Genomic DNA, 19,568 nt, shown 5'->3' with positions numbered 1-19,568 from the left:
GCTGGCATGCCTTCTTCATACAGCTTCCTCGAGAATGATATCGGCGATGCGCTCGGCGGCATCGACCTTGGCCAGGGCACGCGCGGCTTGCGCCATCTGCATGCGGCGGCCGGGATTTTCGGACAGATCGCGCAGCAGTGCGGCAACGCCGTCTGCCAGCGTTCCGTCCTGCTTCAGCAAAACCGCCGCGCCGCGCTCGACCAGATACTCCGCGTTGCGGGTCTGGTGATCGTCGACGGCGGCGGGGAATGGCACCAGCACGCTGCCGACACCGACCGCGCACAGCTCGGCCAGGGTGGATGCCCCGGCACGGCACACGACCAGGTCGGCCCACGCGAATGCCTCGGCCATGTCCGCGATGAACGGCGTGATCTGCGCCTGCACGCCCGCCTTGGCATAGGCCTCGACCGCTTCGGCGTGCAGCTTCTCGCCGCTCTGATGGCGCACCTGCACCGGCACTTCGGCACCGAGCGCTGCGATGGCCTGCGGCACGCCGCTGTTGAGTGCGCGCGCACCCTGGCTGCCACCCACCACCAGCACGCGCAACGGACCGTGGCGATCGGCGAAACGCTGTTCCGGCGGCGCGATCGCGGCGATCTCCGCGCGCACTGGATTGCCCACCGCTTCTTCACCCTTGGCGAAGGTGCCCGGGAACCCGGTCAGCAGGCGGCGCGAGTAGCGCGACAGGATGCGGTTGGTCATGCCGGGTGCGCGGTTCTGCTCGTGCACCAGCAGTGGCAGCCCATGCAGGCGGGTGGCCATGCCACCGGGTCCCGAGGCGAATCCGCCGAAGGCAATCACCGCACGCGGCTGGCGACGGCGGATGATCATGCCGGCCGCACGCAACGCGCGCATCAGCCGCCACGGTGCGCCCAGCAGTGCCAGCTTGCCCTTGCCACGCAGGCCGGTGATGGACAGCGTGTCGATCGGAATGTCGTGCTGCGGCACCAACCGGGTTTCCATCGCGCCTTCGGCGCCCATCCAGGTGACCGGCACGCCACGCTCGCGCAGCACGCGGGCCACGGCCAGCCCCGGGAAGATATGCCCGCCGGTACCACCGGCCAGGATCATCACCGGGCGAACGTTGTGGTCGGCAGCGCTCATCCGAGCCTCCCGAAAGTCGGTTCGACGCGGGACTGCAGGCGGCTGGTACCACGCACGGCAGGGCCCGCGCCGGCAGGCGCGTCCGCGCCCATCGGCAGCGACCCCGCGGACGGGGCGGACGGCTCTTCGGCCGGTGCGGTGGCAGCATCGTCGCCGCCGCCGATGCGCACGGCCTGGCGGCGCTCGGCACGCTTCAGCTCGTAGGACACGCGCAGCAGCAGGCCCATCGCCACGCAGGTCATCAGGACCGACGAACCGCCCGAGGAGATCAGCGGCAGGGTCAGGCCCTTGGTCGGCAGGATGCCCAGGTTCACGCCGATCGAAACGAAGGTCTGCATGCTGATCCACAGGCCGATGCCGAAGGCGATGTAGCCGGAGAAGTGGCGCTTCATTTCCACGCAGCGCATGCCCAGCCAGAAGGTGCGGCCGACCAGCAGCGCGAACAGGGCGATGATGACGCAGGTGCCCATGAAGCCGAATTCCTCGGCGGTCACCGAGAAGATGAAGTCGGTATGTGCTTCGGGCAGGTAGTACAGCTTCTGTACCGAATTGCCGAGGCCGACGCCGGTCCACTCGCCGCGCCCCACCGCCATCAGCGCGTTGGACAGCTGGTAGCCGTCGCCCTGCTGGTCGGCCCACGGGTCCAGGAACGAGGTGATGCGGCGCATGCGGTACGGCTCGATGATCGCCAGCGCGCTCATGCCGACCAGGCCGATGATCACCGGCATCGACATGCGCGGCATGTTGACTCCGCCCAGCACCAGCATGCCGGCCGTGATCGCCAGCAGCAGGGTCGACGAACCGAAGTCGGGCTGCAGCAGCAGCAGCACCACCAGCGCACCGGCCACGCCCAGCGGCTTGAGCATCGCCGGCCAGGTCGCGTTGACCTCGTCGCGGAAGCGCACCAGGTAGCTGGACAGCCAGACGATGTACAGCACCTTCACCGCTTCCACGGTCTGGAACTTGGAGACCCCCAGGTTGATCCAGCGGCGGGCACCATTGACGCTGCTGCCCAGACCGGGAATGAACACCACCAGCAGCAGTGCGAAGCAGCCCAGCAGCAGCACCTGGTTGTACTGCTCGATGGACTTCAGCTCGGTACGCGCGGCAATGGCAGCCAGCACAATGCCGATCGCCAGGAACACCAGGTGGCGGTTGAGGTAGTAGAACGGGCTGCTCATCAACGCGATCGAGCTCGACGCCACCATCACCACGCCCAGCCCGGTGAGCGCGAGCATCGCACCCAGCAGCCACTTGTCGTAGCTGCCTTCGATGGCTTCGAGGCGTGTTGCCTGGCGGGACAGGTCGTTCATCGTCAGCGCACCTTCAACGTGGCCAGGCCGATCAGCACGAGCACGACGGAGATGATCCAGAAGCGCACGATCACGCGCGGCTCCGGCCAGCCCTTCAGTTCGAAATGGTGGTGGATCGGCGCCATGCGGAACACGCGCTTGCCGGTCAGCTTGAACGAGGCGACCTGGATCATCACCGACAGGGTCTCGATGACGAATACGCCGCCCATGATCACCAGCACCAGTTCTTGGCGGGTGATCACCGCGATCGTGCCCAGCACCGCGCCCAGCGCCAGCGCGCCGATGTCGCCCATGAAGACCATCGCCGGATAGGTGTTGAACCACAGGAAGCCCAGCCCGGCGCCCGCGATGGCGGCGCAGATGATGACCAGCTCACCGGCACCGGGAATCTGCGGGATCTGCAGGTAGTTGGCGAACACCACGTTGCCGGAGGCGTAGGCGAACACGCCCAGCGCGCAGGCGACCAGCACGGTGGGCATGATCGCCAGGCCGTCCAGGCCATCGGTCAGGTTGACCGCGTTGGAGAAGCCGACGATCCAGAAGTAGGCGATGGTCACGAAGCCGATGCCGGCCAGCGGCAGCGCCACCGACTTGAACATCGGAATGTAGAAGGTCAGTGCGGCAGGCACATCGGCGGTATAGAACAGGAACAAGCCGGCGGCCAGTCCGAAGATCGACTGCAGCAGGTACTTCCAGCGCGACTTCAGGCCGTTCGGGTCGCGGCGGACGATCTTGATCCAGTCGTCGTACCAGCCGATCGCGCCGAAGCACAGCATCACCGCCAGCACCAGCCAGACGTAGCGGTTGCGCAGGTCGGCCCACATCAGCACCGACAGGGTGACGGTCAGCAGGATCAGCGAACCGCCCATGGTCGGCGTGCCGGCCTTGGAGAAATGGGTCTGCGGGCCGTCCTTGCGGATCGGCTGGCCGCCCTTGAACTGGGCAAGCTTGCGGATCATCGCCGGGCCGAGCCACAGCGACAGGAACAGGGCCGTCAACGCGGCAAGGATGGCGCGGAACGTCTGGTAGTTGAACAGCCCGAACAGGCTCTCCAACTGCTGCAACCATCGAGCCAGTTCATACAACATGCGGGGATTCCTCTCCTTGCGCCAGCAGCGCTTTGACGATCGTGTCCATGGCGCTGCCACGGGAACCCTTGACCAGGCAGCGCACGCCGGCGTGCAGCTCGTCCTTCAACGCCTGCGACAGCGCGTCATGGGTGGCGAATTGGCGGCCGCCTTCGCCGAACGCGGCGGCGGCGGCGGCACTGAGCGGACCGAGCGCATACAGGCGCTTCAGCCCTGCGGCGCGCGCGCGGACGCCGGCCTGCGCGTGCAGCGACTGCGCATCCGGGCCAAGCTCACGCATGTCACCCAGCACCAGCCAGCCCTCTTCCGGGGCGGCCGCCAGCGCATCGATGGCGGCGGCCAGCGAACCGGGATTGGCGTTGTAGCTGTCGTCCACCAGCACCGCACCATTGCGCAGCTGGTGGGCGATCTGGCGTCCGGGCACCGGCTGTGCGTCGGCCAGGCCGGCGGCGACCCATGCCAGGTCGATGCCGGCAGCCAGCGCCAGGCTGGCGGCAGCAAGCGCGTTGCTGACGTTGTGGCGGCCCGGCAGGCCCAGCACCACGCGTGCTTCGCCCATCGGCGAGACAAGCGTGAACTGGCTGCCCTGCGCACCGGCGCGGATGTCACGCGCGGTGATGTCGGCAGTGTGTTCCAGGCCGTAACGCAGCACGCGGCAGCGCGGCGGAACGCCGACGAAGTGCTGCTCGAACCAGCGTCCGTAGGCATCATCGGCATTGATCACCGCCACGCCGTCGGCCGGCAGTGCGGCGTAGATGGCGCCTTTGGTGGTGGCCACGCCGAGCAGACTGCCCATCCGCTCAAGATGCGCAGGCGCGATGTTGTTGACCAGCGCATAGCGCGGGCGGGCGATATCGGTCAGGTAGGCGATGTCGCCCGGCTTGCCGGCGCCCATCTCGTAGACGGCGTAGTCGGCATCTTCCGGCGCATCGATCACCGCCAGTGGCAGGCCGATCTCGTTGTTGCGGTTGCCCGGGTTGGCATAGACCACCTTGTGCGCGTGCTGTGCCACCTGGTGCAGGATGGCCAGCAGCAGGCTCTTCACGCTGGTCTTGCCGTTGCTGCCGGTGATCGCGAAGACCTCGGTGCTGCGGTCGCGCTGCATGCCCGTGGCGATCTTCGCCAGCGCCAGTTCGCTGTCGGCGACCAGCACCTGCGGCAGCTCGACCGGCAGCAGGCGCTCGACCAGCAGCGCGCTGGCGCCACGGGCCTGCGCGTCGGCGGCGAAGTCATGGCCATCGAAGCGCTCGCCACGCAGGGCCACGTACAGGCTGCCCGGGCCAAGACTGCGGGTATCGTTGCTGATGGCATCGATGGCGACATCGTCGCCGTGGATCTCGCCGCCGGCCCAGTGCGCGATCAGCGACAGCAGGGTGCGCTTCATCGTGCACCCTCCGCCGCCAGCACACCGGCCTTGGCAGCCAGTGCAGCGGCCGCCACTTCGGTGTCGTCGAAGTCGTGGCGTACGCCCTTGATCTCCTGGTAGGGCTCATGGCCCTTGCCGGCGATCAGGATGATGTCGCCGGCACCGGCGCGCTTCACGGCCAGGCCGATCGCGCGCGCACGGTTGCGCTGCACCGTCACCGCGCCGGCATCGGTGAATCCTGCAAGGATGTCGGCGACGATGCGGTCACCGTCCTCGCCACGCGGGTTGTCATCGGTCACGATGACCTGGTTGGCCAGCCGCTCGGCAATGGCCGCCATCTGCGGGCGCTTGCCGGTGTCACGTTCACCGCCACAGCCGAACACACAGTACAGCGTGCCCTGCAGGTGCCCATGCAGGCTGTCCAGTGCCTGTTCCAGTGCATCCGGCGTGTGCGCGTAGTCGATGACCACGGTCGGCAGGCCCTGCTCGCCGCCAAGGCGGTTCATGCGGCCGCGGATCGGCTGCAGCGCCGACAGTACCTCGGCGATACGCGGCAGTGACTGGCCCTGTGCGTGCAGGGTGCCGGCCACGGCCAGCAGGTTGTCGACGTTGAAGCGGCCCAGCAGCGGCGATCGGACAGCTGCGCGCTGTCCTTCGATCACCAGGTCGAAGGCGATGCCACGGCCATCAAGCTGCAGCGCGTCGGCGAGCACGACGGCGCCGTCGGTACCGCGCGAGCTCAGGCCGATCGGCAGCACGCCGGCCGGCAGGTCGGCGAACAGCTGGCGACCGAACGCGTCGTCGAGGTTGATCACCGCGGCCTTCAGGCCAGGACGATGGAACAGGCGGGCCTTGGCCGCGCCGTAGCTGGCCATGTCGCCGTGGTAATCGAGATGATCGCGGGTGAGGTTGGTGAACACGGCCACGTCGTAATGCACGGCATCGACGCGGCCCTGGTCCAGCGCATGTGAACTGACTTCCATCGCCACCGCACGCGCACCCTGGTCGCGCAGCTGCGCCAGCAGGGCATGCATCTGCAGCACCAGCGGCGTGGTGAAGCCGGTCGGCTCGACCGCGCCGTAAAGTCCAGCACCCAGCGTGCCGATACTGCCACTGGGAGTGCCCAGCAGATGCCAGGCCTGGGCCAGCAGCTGCACGGTGGACGTCTTGCCGTTGGTACCGGTGACCCCCACCATCGCCATTGCCCGCGACGGTGCACCGTGGAACTGGTCAGCCATTGCGCCCATGCGTGCGCGCAGGCCCGGCACCGCGATGGCATCGGCCGGTGCGGGCAGATCGTCCGGTGCCGGTGGCTCGAACAGGATCGCGCCGGCGCCCGCCGCGCGCGCCTGATCGACGAAGCCCAGGCCATGTGCGCCGAAGCCGGCGATGGCCACGAAGGCATTGCCGGGGCGTACGGCACGGCTGTCCAGCACCAGGCCGGTCAGAACGGGATCATGGCCCGCCAGGGCCACGTCCGGAAGCAACTGCGAAAGCAACATCGAAGGGCTCATTGCGTGCCTCCCGTGGCGGGCGGCGTCTGGACCTGCGCGCTGGGCAGCGCGGCATCGAATTCGGCGGCGGCATCGACCGGCAACGCGGTCTCGGCCGGCGGGGCCGGCAGGATCGAGGCCGAGTGCCCCATCTTTCCGGACTGCTGCGCGGCCAGCCACGACTGCAGGTCGTCCAGCGGCACATCCATCAGGCGCAGAGTGCCTTCCATCACGTTGTGATAGACCGGGGCCGACACCAGGCCGCCGTAGAACTTGCCGGCCTGCGGATCATTGATGACGATGACAGTGGCGAAGCGCGGGTTGGTGGCGGGCACCACGCCGGCGAACAGCGCGTTGTAGTGACCGCGCTCGTAGCCGCCGGGGCCGGCCTTGCGCGCAGTACCGGTCTTGCCGGCGACGTGGTAGCCCAGGACCGCCGCCTGCTTGGCGCCGCCCTGGGTGACCACCGTTTCCATCATCGCCACCACCTGCTTGGCGACGTTCTCGTCGATGATCTGCTGGCCTTCGTTGCGCTGCCCCTTGACGAAGGTCGGTGCAATCAGGCGACCACCGTTGGCCAGCGCCGAGTACGCGGTGGCGATCTGCAACGGCGTGACCGACAGGCCGTAGCCATAGGACATGGTGGTCTTGGTGGTTCCCGACCAACGGCCCGGACGCATCACCACACCTCCCGACTCACCCGGGAAACCGCTGTGCGGTACCGAGCCGTAGCCGAAGCGCCGCACACCGTCATAGAAGGTCTGGTCGGGCATCTTCGCCGCGACCTTGGCGGCACCCACGTTGGAGCTGCGGGTGATCACGCCGGTCACGTTCAGTACCCCGTTGTTGCGCGGCACGTCGCGGATGGTGAAGCGGCCCAGGGTCATGTAACCCGGATTGGTGTCGACGATGGTGTCCTTGGTCACCACGCCTGCCTGCAGCGCGGTGGCGATGGTCAACGGCTTCATCGTCGAGCCCGGTTCGACCAGATCGGTCACCGCGCGATTGCGGCGCGAATCGGGCAACGCACCGGTCAGCGAGTTCGGGTTGTAGGTCGGCAGGTTGACCATGGCCAGGATCTCGCCGGTGGTCACGTCCATGATGACCATCGAACCGCCGGCCGCCTTGTTGGCCACCAGCGCATTGCGCAGTTCCTTGAAGGCCAGGTACTGGATGCGGCGATCGATGCTGAGGGTCAGGTCCTTGCCCGGTTCGGCGGCACGCAGCAGATCGCTCTCGACGGTCTCGCCCTTGCGGTTGCGGATCACCCGCTTCGCGCCCGGCTTGCCGCGCAGCCATTCGTCGAACGCCAGTTCCAGGCCTTCCTGGCCGCGGTCGTCGATGTTGGTGAAACCCAGCACATGCGCCATCGCTTCGCCCTGCGGGTAGAAGCGGCGGAACTCGCGCTGCGCGGCCACGCCTGGAATCTTCAGCGCGACCACCTTTTCTGCCTCGTCCGGATTGATCCGGCGACGCAGGTACATGAATTCCTTGTCCGACTTCTGCGACAGGCGGCTGCTCAGCTCGTCCACCGACATGCCCACGGCCTGCGCCAGTTCGGGAATGCGGTCAGGGGCGCGCAGCAGGTCCTGCGGGTTCACCCAGATCGAGGCCACCGGGGTGGAGACCGCCAGCGGTTCGCCGTTGCGGTCGGTGATCATGCCGCGCGAGGTCTTGATCGGCAGCTCGCGCAGGTAGCGGGCCTCGCCCTGGCGCTGGTAGAAATCGCTGTTGATGATCTGCACGTAGGCCGCGCGGCCGACCAGCGACACCGAACACAGGCCGAGCGCCAGTGCCACCCAGCGCAGGCGCTGGCGCAGGTTGAAGGCGTTGCGTGGACGGTTGCGGCCGGTCTTGTTCATGGGCGCACCACCACTACGTCGGCGGCTTCGGGGAACTTCATGCCCAGCTTTTCACGGGCGATGCGGTCGACGCGGTTGGCTTCGGCCAGGGTGGCCTGTTCCAGCTGCAGGCGGCCGAATTCGATGTTCAGGTCATCGCGCGCACGCTCGGCGCGCGACAGCTCGATGAACGTCTGCCGGTGGCGGTGGCGCACGAACACCACGCCGATCGCCGAGGCCACGGTGGAGGCCAGCAGAATGATCAGCAGCAGGCGGCTCATGCGTCGGCCTCCCGCTTCTGGGCCACGCGCAGCACGGCGCTGCGCGCGCGCGGGTTGGCGGCCAGTTCGTCGTCCGTGGCCTTGATGGCCCCGCCGATCAGGTCCAGGGTCGGCACGAACGCGACCGCTTCAGGCAGGCGGCGGTTGGCAGGCGGCGCCTTGGCCAGACGGTTCATGTACTGCTTGACGATACGGTCTTCCAGCGAATGGAAGCTGATGACCGCCAGCCGGCCGCCGGGCTTGAGCCGCTCCACCGCCGCGTCGAGCCCGGCCTCCAGATCGGCCAGCTCGCGGTTGATGTGGATGCGGATGGCCTGGAAACTGCGGGTGGCCGGATGGATCTTGTCCTTGCCACGGGGCATCACCGACGCGATCAGTTCGGCCAGTTCGGCCGTGCGGGAGAACGGCTGCTTCTCGCGGCGGGCAACGATGGCGCGGGCGATGCGCCGGCTCTGCCGCTCTTCGCCGTAGGTCCACAGCACGTCGGCGATCTCGCGCTCTTCGACGCGGTTGATCCACTGCGCGGCACTTTCGCCGCTGTCCGGATCCATGCGCATGTCCAGCGGGCCGTCCTTGCCGAAGCTGAAACCACGTTCGGCCACGTCCAGCTGCGGCGAGGACACGCCGAGATCGAACAGCACGCCATCCAGGCCTTCGGCCGTCTCGTTCCACTGCAGCAGCTGGGCGAAGCTGCCACGGAAAATCGACACGCGCGGGTCCGGCGCGAAGTCGCGCTCGGCCACAGCGATGGCTTCCGGATCCTTGTCCATGACCAGCAGGCGTCCCTCCGGCCCCAACTGGGTGAGCACGCCACGTGCGTGACCGCCACGACCGAACGTGCCATCCAGATAACGTCCGTTTTCGATCACCCTCAGGCCGTCCAGGACCTGGGTGTACAGGACCGGCAGGTGCACCGCCGGCGACTGCGACACCGGAAGGTGACCGGCCTGCGCTTCTGGGCGCATCCGGGCACCCCGGCTCACAACTTCAGGTCGAGCAACCCATCGCCCAGATCCTCGTCAGACAACGTCTGCTGGATCAGGGCACGATGCGCCTGCTCGCTCCACAATTCGAACTTGTCGCCCATACCGAGCAATACCGCCTTCTTTTCTATGCCCACCGCACCGCGGTGGCTGGCGGGAATGCTGATACGACCGTTGCCGTCCAGCTCCAGGTGGGCGGCCGAGCCGACCAGCTTCTGCTGCAACAGGCGCACGACGCGCTGGGTATTGGGCTTGGACATGACATCGTCGCGGACCCGCTCCCATTCGGACTCGGCATACAGCCACAGGCAGCCGGCTTCGAACGGGTTGTAGGTCAACACGAGACGGTTGTTGCTGGCGCGCGCGACGACGTCGCGGTAAGCGGTGGGAACCGCCATGCGCCCCTTGTCGTCAACTGTGATGGCCGTCTCGCCCTGAAACACGACGCCTGCACCTTGTCCTTCGCCCGGTGAAACATTGAACCACGAAAACCCACAAAACACCCGGATTTCCCTCTGATGCCCACCTTAGCAGCGAGCGAAGGGTTGTCAACAACTTTTCCGCAGGGAAATCGCCAGCCACATCAATGGCTTGCAGCAACCTTTAGAGAATTGTTCAAGGCTTATCCACAAGTTGCTGATCCGTCTCAATTTTTGAGATTGAACGGAAGTTCAGGCCTGTGCAGGGGGCGTGAAACATCGCCCCCGCATTCATCGGGAACTGGCTGAAAGCGGCGCCAGACTGCGCAAACCGGGCACAATGACGTCATGTGCCTGCTTGCTCTTGGCTGGATGCACCATCCGCGCTGGCGGCTGGTGATGACCGGCAACCGTGATGAGTTCCACGCCCGCCCCACTGCGGCGCTGGCCCGCTGGCAGGATGAGACCTCCGTCATCGGCGGGCGCGACCTCCGCTCCGGAGGAGGCTGGGCCGGCGTCGGTGCCGGCGGCCGGATGGCGGTGGTCACCAATGTGCGCGATCCGCTGGCCGCCCAGACCGGTCCCTCGCGTGGCGCGCTGGTGGCCGACTTCCTGCGTGGCCGCGACCCGGCCGCAGTGCATATCGACCGCTTGGCGGCCGTGGCCGGCGCCTACGCCCCGTTCAACCTGCTGCTGGCCGATAGCGACAGCCTGGAGTATCTGGGCAACCACCCTGCCGAACGGCAGCGCCTGGGGCCGGGCGTGCATGGCATGTCCAACGGTGCACTGGATGCCCCCTGGCCGAAGACACAGCGGCTGATGGCGGCGCTGACGGCCTGGCTGGAAGAAGACGGGGTCAGATCTCCTTCGCAAAGCGAAAGGGATCTGACCCCGCACCTGACCCCGCTATGGACCGCGCTGGCCGACGAACACCGGCCTGCCGACAGTGACCTGCCGGACACCGGCATCGGGCTGGAACGCGAGCGCTGGTTGAGCCCGGCCTTCATCCGCGGCGACGACTACGGCACCCGTGCCAGCACCGTGCTGCTGATCGATGGCAACGGCCACGGGCAGATCCATGAACGCCGCTTCGGGCCGCAGGGCGTATTCGTTGCCGGAAGCCGCATCGACTTCTGAGCGCCCGGCCGGATGCCGCCGGGCGTGGCCTGGCGCTGCAGAAGTGAATGGAGGCGGAGCCGGCCGATAAGCCGGGTTCTGTCGTGGACAGTCATTCCTCTAGGCGTTACGTCACCGCAACGCTCAAGCAACCTACCCGGATCCAACGCGGGCCGCGCCAAAGGATCCCTATTTGGTCTTGCTCCAGGTGGGGTTTGCCGTGCCGGTCTGTTACCAGACTCGCGGTGCGCTCTTACCGCACCATTTCACCCTTACCGGCCTTCCGAAGAAGACGTAGGCGGTATCTTTCTGTTGCACTTTCCGTCGGCTTGCGCCGCCCAGGCGTTACCTGGCACCTTGCCCTGTGGAGCCCGGACTTTCCTCGGCACCCCGCAAGGGATGACGCGACTGTCTGGCCGGCTCCGCCAGCGCGCATTCTAGCGTACGCGGGTGGTTCCTGCCCGGTGGCTGTTCGATGCCGCGCGACGCGCACGCCGGGCATGGCCCGGCGCTACCGGCCGTACAACGCCTTGCGCGGTGCGCCGGTCAGCTCGGCGGCCAGCTTGGCGGCGGTCGACGGCGGCAGGTGCTCGCTCAATGTGGCGTAGACGCGACGGCCATGGGCCAGCTGCGCTTCCTCGTCGTCGCCGGCCCCCTGCACCATCACCACAAACTCGCCCTTGCGCTGGTTCTCGTCGGCTTCGACCGTTGCCCGCAAGGCCGCCAGATCGCCATCCAGCACGGTCTCGAACAGCTTGGTCAGCTCCCGCGCCAGCACCGCAGGCCGCTCACCGCCGAAGATCGCGGCCATGTCCGCCAGGGACTCGGCGATCCGGTGCGAGGATTCGTAGAACACCATCGTGCGCACCTCGCCGGCGAGCGCCTGCAGCCGGTCGCGGCGCCCGCTGGCCTTGGCCGGCAGGAATCCCTCGAAACTGAAGCGATCGCTGGGCAGGCCGGCCACGCTGAGCGCGGCAATGGCGGCACAGGCACCCGGAACCGGGCTGACCCGGATGCCCGCCGCGCGCGCGGCCCGTACCAGGCGGAAGCCGGGATCGCTGACCAGCGGCGTGCCGGCATCGCTGACCAGCGCCAGCGATTCGCCCGCCTGCAGGCGCGAGACCAGTCGCTGCGCCAGGGCGTCTTCGTTGTGCTCGTGCAGCGCCACCAGCGGCTGCTGGATGCCGAAATGGGACAACAGCTGGCCGCTGCGCCGCGTGTCTTCGGCACAGATCGCCGCTACCGAACGCAGCACCTCCTGTGCGCGCGGACTCAGATCGGCCAGGTTGCCGATCGGCGTGGCGACGACATACAGGGTGGGGACACTCATTTCAGCGGTACTCACGGGGCAAGGGTAGAATCCTAGCGTGTACCTGGCCAAGGCCGCTGCCCTCATCGCATGGACCCGATCATGAACAAGCCCGCCGCACGCATCTCCGCCCTTTCGTTGTCGCTGATGCTCCTGGCCGGCTGTGCCACCACCAGCTTCACCAGCGCGCCCGAATCGCCGGCCCAGAGCCAGGCGCTGGCGCTGATCGAACAGGGCAAGCCTCGCGACGCCGCGATGCAGCTGGAGGGCCTTGCGGCCACCCTGCGCGGCAGCGCGCGCAGCAATGCCCTGGCGGATGCAGCCTGGGCGTGGCACCTGGCCGGCGACAGCACCCGCGCGCGCAGCCTGTTGGGGCAGCTCAGCGCCCGACAGCTGTCCGGTGCCAGCCTGCAGCGTTACCAGCTGACCGGCGCCGAGCTGGCACTGGCTGACAAGCAACCCGCACAGGCGCTGGCCCTGCTCAAGGACAATGGCGACAACGTCGCACCCGGCCTGCGCACGCGCTGGCTGCTCGCCCGTGCCCAGGCCCTGCAGGCCACTGGCGATGCCTTCGGCGCCGCCAGCGACCGCGCACGCGCGCAGGCCGGCCTCACCGGCAGCGCGCGCAACGAGAACCAGGCGGCTATTTCAGGCCTGCTTGGCACCCTCGATGATGCCACGCTGCGCAGCCGTGCCGCCGCGCTGCCGGCCAACGATCCGCTGTACAACTTCGCCGGCCGTGCGTTGATCGCCCGCGGCCTGCCGCTTCCGCGTCCGTTCGACCGCGACGGTGCCGCCCAGTTCGACACCAGCAAGCGCCCGCCGGCAATGAGCGATGGCTACCGCCCGCCGGCGAAGCTGGCCGTGCTGCTGCCACTCAGTGGCCGCCTTGCCACCGCGGCACAGCCGGTGCGCGATGGCCTGCTCGCCGCCTATTACGGCGAATCGCGCCGCCGCCCGGACATCAATTTCTTCGATACCGCCGGCACGCCGGCCGGTGCATTGGCTGCATACGACAAGGCAGTGGCCTCCGGTGCCGACTTCGTCGTCGGCCCGCTGGGCCGCGATGAAGTGGATGCGGTATACGGCCGCCAGCCGCTGCAGGTGCCGGTGCTGGCGCTGAACCGTGGCAAGGATTCACCGCCGGCCGGTAGCGCCGGCTTCTCGCTCGCCCCGGAAGACGACGGTATCGTCGCCGCCGAATACCTGCGCGGCCGTGAGCGCAATCGCGCCCTGGTCATCAGCAGCAGCGACGATACCGGCCGCCGCGCCGCCGCGGCCTTCTCCCAGCGTTTCACCCAGCGCGGCGGCCAGGTGGCCGCCACGGTATCGGTCCCTGAAGCAGTGGGCGATGTCGGCGCCCAGCTGCGCAATGCCGGCCAGGTCGACGCTGTGTTTCTCGCCGTGCGCGCTCCGCAGGCGCGGCTGCTCGCGCCGCAGCTGGCGCTGGCCGGTGTCGGCGGCGCCACCCGCGTCGGCACGTCCCAGCTGACCATCGGCAGCGGCAAGGTGGAGGAAGACGTGGCACTGGACGGCATCGTCTACCCGAATGAAGCCTGGAACGTGCGCAGTGTCTCCGGCCTGCCGTCGGCCAGCCAGGTCGCCAGCACGCTGCCCAGCGCGCGCGGTGCCGCCGGCCGCCTGTTCGCCTTCGGCGCAGACGCGTGGAAGATCAGCAGCTATCTGGACAAGCTGGCCAACGAAGGCGGCCTGGAAGGCGCCACCGGCACCCTGTTCCTCGATGGCAACGGCAACATCCTGCGCCAGCCGGCGTGGTCGACCTTCAGCGGCGGCCGGCCGATGCCGATCGTCGGTGGTCGCTGAGCGCACGCAGCGGGGCTCGGCGGTGGAAACCGCCGCCGAGCTGCACCTGCAACAGGCCGGGCTGCAGCCACGCGCGCGCAATGTCCGTTATCGAAGCGGTGAACTGGACCTGGTGATGGACGACGCCGGCACCGTGGTTTTCGTGGAGGTGCGGTACCGCGCGCGCAGCGACTTCGGAGGCGCTGCCGCATCGATCGATCCCCGCAAATGCCGGCGCCTGGTACAGGCCGCACAGTTGTACCTGCAGGCGCATCCTGCACTGGCCGATGCGCCCTGCCGCTTCGACGTGGTCGAGGCCAGCGGCGAACCGCCACAGCTGCACTGGCTGCGCGACGCATTCCGGCTGGACGACTGCTGATGCCCTCGATCATCACCCACGCTGCCGTGCCGATGCCCGGCGCAAAGGCCGCCTGCAAGGCCATCCACTCCGTACCGGTTGTTCCACGAGATCCAACATGAGCCCTGCCCTGCCCGCTGCCCTGGTTGCCGAACTGTCCGCCCTGCTGGGCACGGAGGGCTGGCGCATGGATGACACCGCGCTGGAGGCGAATGCGCAGGACAACTCATGGCGCCGGCAACGCCCCGCCGCCGTCGCGCTGCCGGCCGACACCGAACAGGTGCAGGCGCTGGTCCGCGCCTGCCGTGTGCACGGCGTGGCCCTGGTCGCGCGTGGCGCGGGCACCGGTACCACCGGGGCGGCGGTGCCCCTGCCGGGCAGCATCGTGCTGTCGTTCACCCGCATGGATCGCATCGTCGAGATCCGTGCCGGTGATCGCTGCGCGGTGGTGCAGCCTGGGGTGCTCAACGGCGCCCTGCAGCAGGCGCTGACACCGCATGGGCTGTTCTGGGCGCCGGACCCGTCCAGCGCGGAGATCTGCAGCGTCGGCGGCAACCTCGCCTGCAATGCCGGTGGCCCACGCGCGGTGAAGTACGGCACCAGCCGAGACAACGTGCTGGGGCTGGTCGCGGTCACCGGCACCGGCGAGGTGATCCGCTGCGGTGGTGCCTATACCAAGGATGCCACCGGCTACGACCTGACCCACCTGCTGGTGGGTAGCGAGGGCACCCTGGCGCTGATCGTGGAAGCTACCTTGAAGCTGACGCCGCTGCCGGTCGCGCAGGCCGGACTGCGCGTGCTGTACCGCGATGCCGATGCCGCCGCCGCCGCGGTATCGCGGCTGATGTCGCAGCCGGTGGTACCCACCCGCCTGGAGTTCATGGACGCGCGCAGCCTGGAACTGCTGCGCCTCAATGGCGCCGACGTGCCCGAGGCCGGCGCGATGCTGCTGGTCGAGGCCGATGGCGACCACGACACCCTGCCCTACCTGCTGCAGGCGCTGGCCAGCGCTGCCGAAGGCGACGGCATGATCGAACTGGACGTAGCGATGGAGGGCCGCGCACGCGACCAGCTGTGGGCGGCGCGCAAGGCACTGTCGCCCGCGCTGCGCAGCGTTGCGCCCGGCAAGATCAACGAAGACGTGGTGGTGCCGGTATCACGCATTCCCGATCTGGTTGCTGGCGTACAGGCGCTGGCTCGCGAGTACAGCCTGACCATCGTCACCTTCGGCCATGCCGGCAACGGCAACCTGCACGTCAACATCCTGTACCACCCGGACGATGCCGACGAGAACGCGCGAGCGCATGCGGCGCTGCCAAAGATCTTCGCGCTGACGCTGGCGCTGGGCGGCACGCTGTCCGGTGAACATGGCATCGGCCTGGCCAAGCGCGATTTCATGGCGCAGGCGTTCACTCCCGCCACGCTGGCGACCATGCGCGCGATCAAGGCCACGCTGGACCCGGATGGCATCCTCAACCCGGGCAAGGTGCTGCCGCCGGCGTAGGCAAGCGGCCGGACTGCTGAACGCCGTCTGGCTCATATCTGCACGCACGGACGCTTTGCAAGTTATTGCATGGGGTACAGCGCTGCGGACCGCGACACTTCGCGCCGCAGCTGACACCAATGACGTAACGCACCCCGACCCTCTTCACGGCGCCATCATCTCGTTGGGAGACGAATGCCGCTGCGGGAGCGCGGTGACGGGGGCGCGGCAGTCGCTTGAAGTGTTCAGCCAGGTTTTCCCTTCTGACACGAGATCAAGACGATGAAAGCAGTGAGTTCGCGTGTGTCCGGGCGCCCGTCGGTGCGTCCGCTGGCGTGTGCCGTGGTCCTTGCACTGACCTGCCTGCCGTTCACGGCGCTGGAGGCGCGGCAGCTGGATGGCGAAGAGGCTGAAGTGGTGCCCGGCGATGCGCCGGAAGCCTGGAAGCTCATCAATGGTTCCGCGCTGCGGGTCGATGGAGGAAGAACCCAACAGATCGAGGCCTGGGACACCTCCACGCTGACGCTCAACAACGCAGAGGTCTCGGCTGTGCCAGCGGCTTCACCGTATGCGGTAGCACTCAGAGACAATGCCTCGCTCGACGCAAGCAACAGCCGCTTCAATGGAGTGATCTCCGTTGGCGGGGGCGCAATCGCCCGTCTGATGAACAGTTCCATTTCGGTCACTGCCGCCGGCATGGCTCCGGATCAGGCGCTTGCAGTCGGGCTGGACCTGGCATCCGTCCCGTCGGGCAACGGCGCACGGAATCCCTACGCGCTGCTCGACTCCAGCTCGATCCATGTGGAGGACGCTCCGGCACCCCAGCGCGACATCTCCAGCGGCGTCGGTGTTCGCCTGCAGTTCGGTCGCGTGGACATCGTCAATGGCAGCCGTGTCGAGGCATCCAATATCGGGGTCGTGATGTGGGGCGAGTCCAACCCCGACGAGCACCTCTCGCTCAACGTCGACGCATCGACCATCCAGTCCGGACGCGGCGCCGCGATCCGGGTGGTTCCCCTGTCACCCAACACCTATGACATCACCATCGCCAACGGGTCCCGGCTGGTCGGGGGCGATGGCAACCTCCTGTTGGTCGGTCATGATCGCGGGCCATCGGAACAGCGTACCGATGTACGTTTCACCGTGGACAACTCCCGCCTCGCCGGCAACATCACGTTCGATACCCGCACTGTCAACGGCACGCTCGACGTCTTCCTGCGCAACAAGGCGCAGATTGATGGCCGCTTCTTCGATGTCACCTCGGCGAGCATCGATACCGGCGCCACCTGGCTGATGACCGGCGACAGCAACGTGGGTCACCTCACGGTGGGCAGCGGTGGTACCGTCGCCCTGGGCGACGGCAGCACCTTCAATACCCTGGCCGTGGACGACTTCACCGGTGCCGGCGGCACCCTGCTGTTCAACACCCAGCTCGGTGACGACAGCTCGGCCACCGACAGGCTGGTCATCTCCGGCGATGCCAATGGACAGGCCAATGTGCGCGTGCTCAACGCCGGCGGTGCCGGCGCGAAGACCGACAAGGGCATCGAGCTGATCCGCATCGGCGGCGCGTCCAACGCGCAGTTCGACCTGCAGGGGCGCGCGGTGGGCGGGCAGTACGAGTACTTCCTGTTCAAGGATGAGAGCGACGGCGGCTGGTACCTGCGCTCGGAACTTGCAGGCAGCCCGGACCCCTGCGTCATCGATCCGAGCCTGCCCGAGTGCAACCCGATCGATCCGGTCGATCCTACCGATCCCAGCGATCCGGGCACGCCCACCCCGGTGCTGCGGCCGGAAGCCGGCGCCTACCTGGCCAACCAGTTCGCCGCCCACCAGCTGCTGCGTCACGGCTGGCGCGACCGCCAGGGTGGCCGCGCAACCGATGACGGCGTTCACGGCTGGGCGCGCGCGGACGGCACGCAGAGCCGATTGGCGGCCGTGCAGGAGCAACTCGATCTGCATGTGGACCGCTCGCGCCTGCAGCTGGGCGCCGACGCAGGCGTGTTCGACAGCGGCCGCGGCCGTGTCGGCCTGATGGCCACGCTGGCACAGTCCAGCGCAACCTCCCGCTCCCAGCTGACCGGCTACAGCGCCCGCGGCAAGGTCGAAGGTGGCGCGGTGGGTGCCTACGGCAGCTGGAGCCGCGATGCGCTGTACCTGGATGCCAGCGTGCAGCGTGGCCAGTTCCGCAACCGCGTGCAGGGCGAAGGCCTGGCCGAGGAGCGGTACGACTCGGACATCTGGCAGTCCTCGCTGGAAGCCGGCTACCGCTTCGGTATCGGCCAGATCGGCAGCACCAGACTGAGTCTGCAGCCGGAGCTGCAGCTGGTCTACACCGATGTCCACACCGACCGCCATGAAGAAAGCAACGGCACCATGGTCCGCAGCCTGGGCGGCAGCGGCCTGTCCGGCCGTGTGGGCCTGCGCCTGCAGGGTGAAGGCCACAGTGATGCAGGCGCTTCGGTCAGCCCCTACGTGGTGGCCAACTGGTATCGCGACGGCGCCAGCAACGGCATGGCGTTCGACGATGACGTGCTGCAGGCCAGCGTGCCGCGCAACCGCTACGAGCTCAATGCCGGTGCGCGCGTGGACTTCCGTTCGGGCCTGAGTGGGTGGGGCGGCTTCGGTGTGATGCGTGGCGACCACGGTTACCGCGAAGCAACGGCCAATGTGGGTGTCGCCTACCGGTGGTGAAGCGAGGTAATGCAGCGCGATGCCGATGCGAACATCGAGCGCTGATGACACGTTCCGCCTGACAGGAATTGCGGTAGCGCCGAGCATAGGCTCGGCTCTGCAAGGGATGTCGTGATCCGCATGCATTGACGGCTTCCGCCGCGTCGCTGCGAACATTCGCATCTGTCTGCTTTCCAACTTTTCTCATTGGCAGCATTAGCGCTGCATGCAAATGATGGATCGCCACCGACAACGGGTGGCACGGGCTTCCAATCCCGTTTGGTAAGTATGTTTGTTTACGCTTGTCTGTCGGCGTCGCCCCTCCCTGGGACGGCGTCGGCAGACATTCTGTCCGCGCTTACGTGGCGGGCGGTGCGTGGGGGCCTCGTGCCCGCCGGCGTTTCACATGCTTACCACCGGTATTGGAACCACGCACCGTCCGCCACCCTCGCCATCCAGCGGGGTGGCCCCTTGCTTCACATACAAGGACGCCGCCATGACTGCCACGCACTATCCCTATCTGTTCGCCACCCTCGGTGAAGCGGCCCACCAGCTGCCCGAGCCAATCGCCCGCGCACTGGAAACCACACTCAGTGCCACGCACGACGACACTGCACCCACCGGCACCACCTTGCTGGAGTGCCTGCGGCGCATCCGCCAGGTGGAGGCCGCCGACGGCCAGCCCTGGCCGGACAAGGGCCGTACAGCCGGACAACGCATGGCCATGGCGCGCGTCGACCGCGCAAATGCCGGCCTGACGCTGCTGCTGGAACTGCTGCATGCGACCGAACGCGCACGCGTGGATGGCGATGATGATCAGCAGGTGGACGACGACGTGCGCGACGGGCTGCTGCTGGCCTGTCGCGGGCTGGCCGAGTATGTCGAGGTGCAGTTGCATGCGACGTGAGCACCTCGCGTTCTGAACTGTGGTAACAACG

16 protein-coding genes and 1 other RNA gene are annotated in these 19,568 nt (G+C 67.8%); 6 read left to right on the top strand and 11 right to left on the bottom strand.

Going from position 1 to position 19,568, the window contains the following annotated elements; genetic code table 11:
* Nucleotides 1–15: 15 nt before the first annotated feature.
* Genes murG through mraZ form a run of 9 tightly spaced genes read right to left on the bottom strand, consistent with a single transcriptional unit; the run spans nucleotide 16 to nucleotide 9,912 of the window.
* The gene (gene murG / locus IMX13_RS08810) at nucleotides 16–1,104 is read right to left on the bottom strand and encodes an undecaprenyldiphospho-muramoylpentapeptide beta-N-acetylglucosaminyltransferase (protein WP_053516455.1); all 1,089 of its coding nucleotides are present in this window, start codon (nucleotides 1,102–1,104) and stop codon (nucleotides 16–18) included.
* Entirely contained in the window at nucleotides 1,101–2,417 is a 1,317-nt protein-coding gene (ftsW, locus tag IMX13_RS08805; protein ID WP_065175812.1) for a putative lipid II flippase FtsW, read from the bottom strand. Before ftsW ends, murG begins: the two co-directional genes overlap by 4 nt.
* 2 nt (nucleotides 2,418–2,419) lie before the next feature.
* The gene (gene mraY / locus IMX13_RS08800) at nucleotides 2,420–3,505 is read right to left on the bottom strand and encodes a phospho-N-acetylmuramoyl-pentapeptide-transferase (protein ID WP_053516457.1); all 1,086 of its coding nucleotides are present in this window, start codon (nucleotides 3,503–3,505) and stop codon (nucleotides 2,420–2,422) included.
* Nucleotides 3,495–4,889 (bottom strand): UDP-N-acetylmuramoyl-tripeptide--D-alanyl-D-alanine ligase, encoded by a 1,395-nt coding sequence (gene murF, locus IMX13_RS08795; protein ID WP_193396214.1) that lies wholly within the window; start codon nucleotides 4,887–4,889, stop codon nucleotides 3,495–3,497. Before murF ends, mraY begins: the two co-directional genes overlap by 11 nt.
* Nucleotides 4,886–6,385, bottom strand: a complete 1,500-nt coding sequence (locus IMX13_RS08790) for a UDP-N-acetylmuramoyl-L-alanyl-D-glutamate--2,6-diaminopimelate ligase (RefSeq protein ID WP_193396213.1) — start codon at nucleotides 6,383–6,385, stop codon at nucleotides 4,886–4,888. Before IMX13_RS08790 ends, murF begins: the two co-directional genes overlap by 4 nt.
* Nucleotides 6,382–8,226, bottom strand: a complete 1,845-nt coding sequence (locus tag IMX13_RS08785) for a penicillin-binding transpeptidase domain-containing protein (protein ID WP_193396212.1) — start codon at nucleotides 8,224–8,226, stop codon at nucleotides 6,382–6,384. Before IMX13_RS08785 ends, IMX13_RS08790 begins: the two co-directional genes overlap by 4 nt.
* Nucleotides 8,223–8,486, bottom strand: coding sequence for a cell division protein FtsL (ftsL, locus tag IMX13_RS08780; protein ID WP_053516463.1), 264 nt, complete (start codon nucleotides 8,484–8,486; stop codon nucleotides 8,223–8,225). Before ftsL ends, IMX13_RS08785 begins: the two co-directional genes overlap by 4 nt.
* A complete protein-coding gene (gene rsmH, locus IMX13_RS08775; protein ID WP_053516464.1) occupies nucleotides 8,483–9,451 on the bottom strand; it encodes a 16S rRNA (cytosine(1402)-N(4))-methyltransferase RsmH in 969 nt (322 codons plus the stop codon). The genes ftsL and rsmH overlap by 4 nt, the downstream gene beginning before the upstream one ends.
* A 14-nt stretch (nucleotides 9,452–9,465) precedes the next feature.
* Nucleotides 9,466–9,912 carry a division/cell wall cluster transcriptional repressor MraZ gene (gene mraZ, locus IMX13_RS08770; RefSeq protein WP_193396211.1) on the bottom strand — a complete coding sequence of 149 codons (447 nt, stop codon included), beginning with the start codon at nucleotides 9,910–9,912 and terminating at the stop codon, nucleotides 9,466–9,468.
* A gap of 324 nt (nucleotides 9,913–10,236) precedes the next feature.
* Between mraZ and IMX13_RS08765 the strand changes: the two genes are divergently transcribed.
* Nucleotides 10,237–11,025, top strand: coding sequence for an NRDE family protein (locus IMX13_RS08765; protein WP_193396210.1), 789 nt, complete (start codon nucleotides 10,237–10,239; stop codon nucleotides 11,023–11,025).
* Between the two features lie 51 nt (nucleotides 11,026–11,076).
* On the opposite strand, the gene rnpB is transcribed toward IMX13_RS08765, so the two are convergent.
* Together rnpB and rsmI are read right to left on the bottom strand one after the other, a co-directional pair.
* Nucleotides 11,077–11,428, bottom strand: an RNA gene (gene rnpB / locus IMX13_RS08760) — RNase P RNA component class A.
* Between the two features lie 87 nt (nucleotides 11,429–11,515).
* Nucleotides 11,516–12,334, bottom strand: a complete 819-nt coding sequence (gene rsmI / locus IMX13_RS08755) for a 16S rRNA (cytidine(1402)-2'-O)-methyltransferase (RefSeq protein ID WP_065175817.1) — start codon at nucleotides 12,332–12,334, stop codon at nucleotides 11,516–11,518.
* An 81-nt stretch (nucleotides 12,335–12,415) separates the two neighbouring features.
* Here rsmI and IMX13_RS08750 point away from each other — a divergent pair, with 81 nt between their 5' ends.
* From IMX13_RS08750 to IMX13_RS08730, 5 genes are all read left to right on the top strand, one after another.
* Entirely contained in the window at nucleotides 12,416–14,137 is a 1,722-nt protein-coding gene (locus IMX13_RS08750; protein WP_193396209.1) for a penicillin-binding protein activator, read from the top strand.
* Complete coding sequence (locus IMX13_RS08745) at nucleotides 14,127–14,495, top strand: YraN family protein (protein WP_053516467.1); 369 nt, start codon at nucleotides 14,127–14,129, stop codon at nucleotides 14,493–14,495. Before IMX13_RS08750 ends, IMX13_RS08745 begins: the two co-directional genes overlap by 11 nt.
* A gap of 97 nt (nucleotides 14,496–14,592) precedes the next feature.
* Entirely contained in the window at nucleotides 14,593–15,978 is a 1,386-nt protein-coding gene (locus IMX13_RS08740; protein ID WP_193396208.1) for an FAD-linked oxidase C-terminal domain-containing protein, read from the top strand.
* Nucleotides 15,979–16,239: 261 nt separating this feature from the next.
* Nucleotides 16,240–18,651: an autotransporter outer membrane beta-barrel domain-containing protein gene (locus IMX13_RS08735; protein ID WP_193396207.1), complete on the top strand. Its 2,412-nt coding sequence runs from the start codon at nucleotides 16,240–16,242 to the stop codon at nucleotides 18,649–18,651.
* Nucleotides 18,652–19,126: 475 nt separating this feature from the next.
* Complete coding sequence (locus IMX13_RS08730) at nucleotides 19,127–19,537, top strand: hypothetical protein (protein ID WP_193396206.1); 411 nt, start codon at nucleotides 19,127–19,129, stop codon at nucleotides 19,535–19,537.
* Nucleotides 19,538–19,568 lie beyond the last annotated feature (31 nt).

The sequence above is a fragment of the Stenotrophomonas sp. B2 genome (assembly GCF_014947095.1).
Taxonomy (GTDB): Bacteria; Pseudomonadota; Gammaproteobacteria; order Xanthomonadales; family Xanthomonadaceae; genus Stenotrophomonas; species Stenotrophomonas maltophilia_P.
The sequence above is the reverse complement of the archived record's forward strand: the minus strand, read 5'-3'. Positions and strand labels throughout refer to the sequence as shown.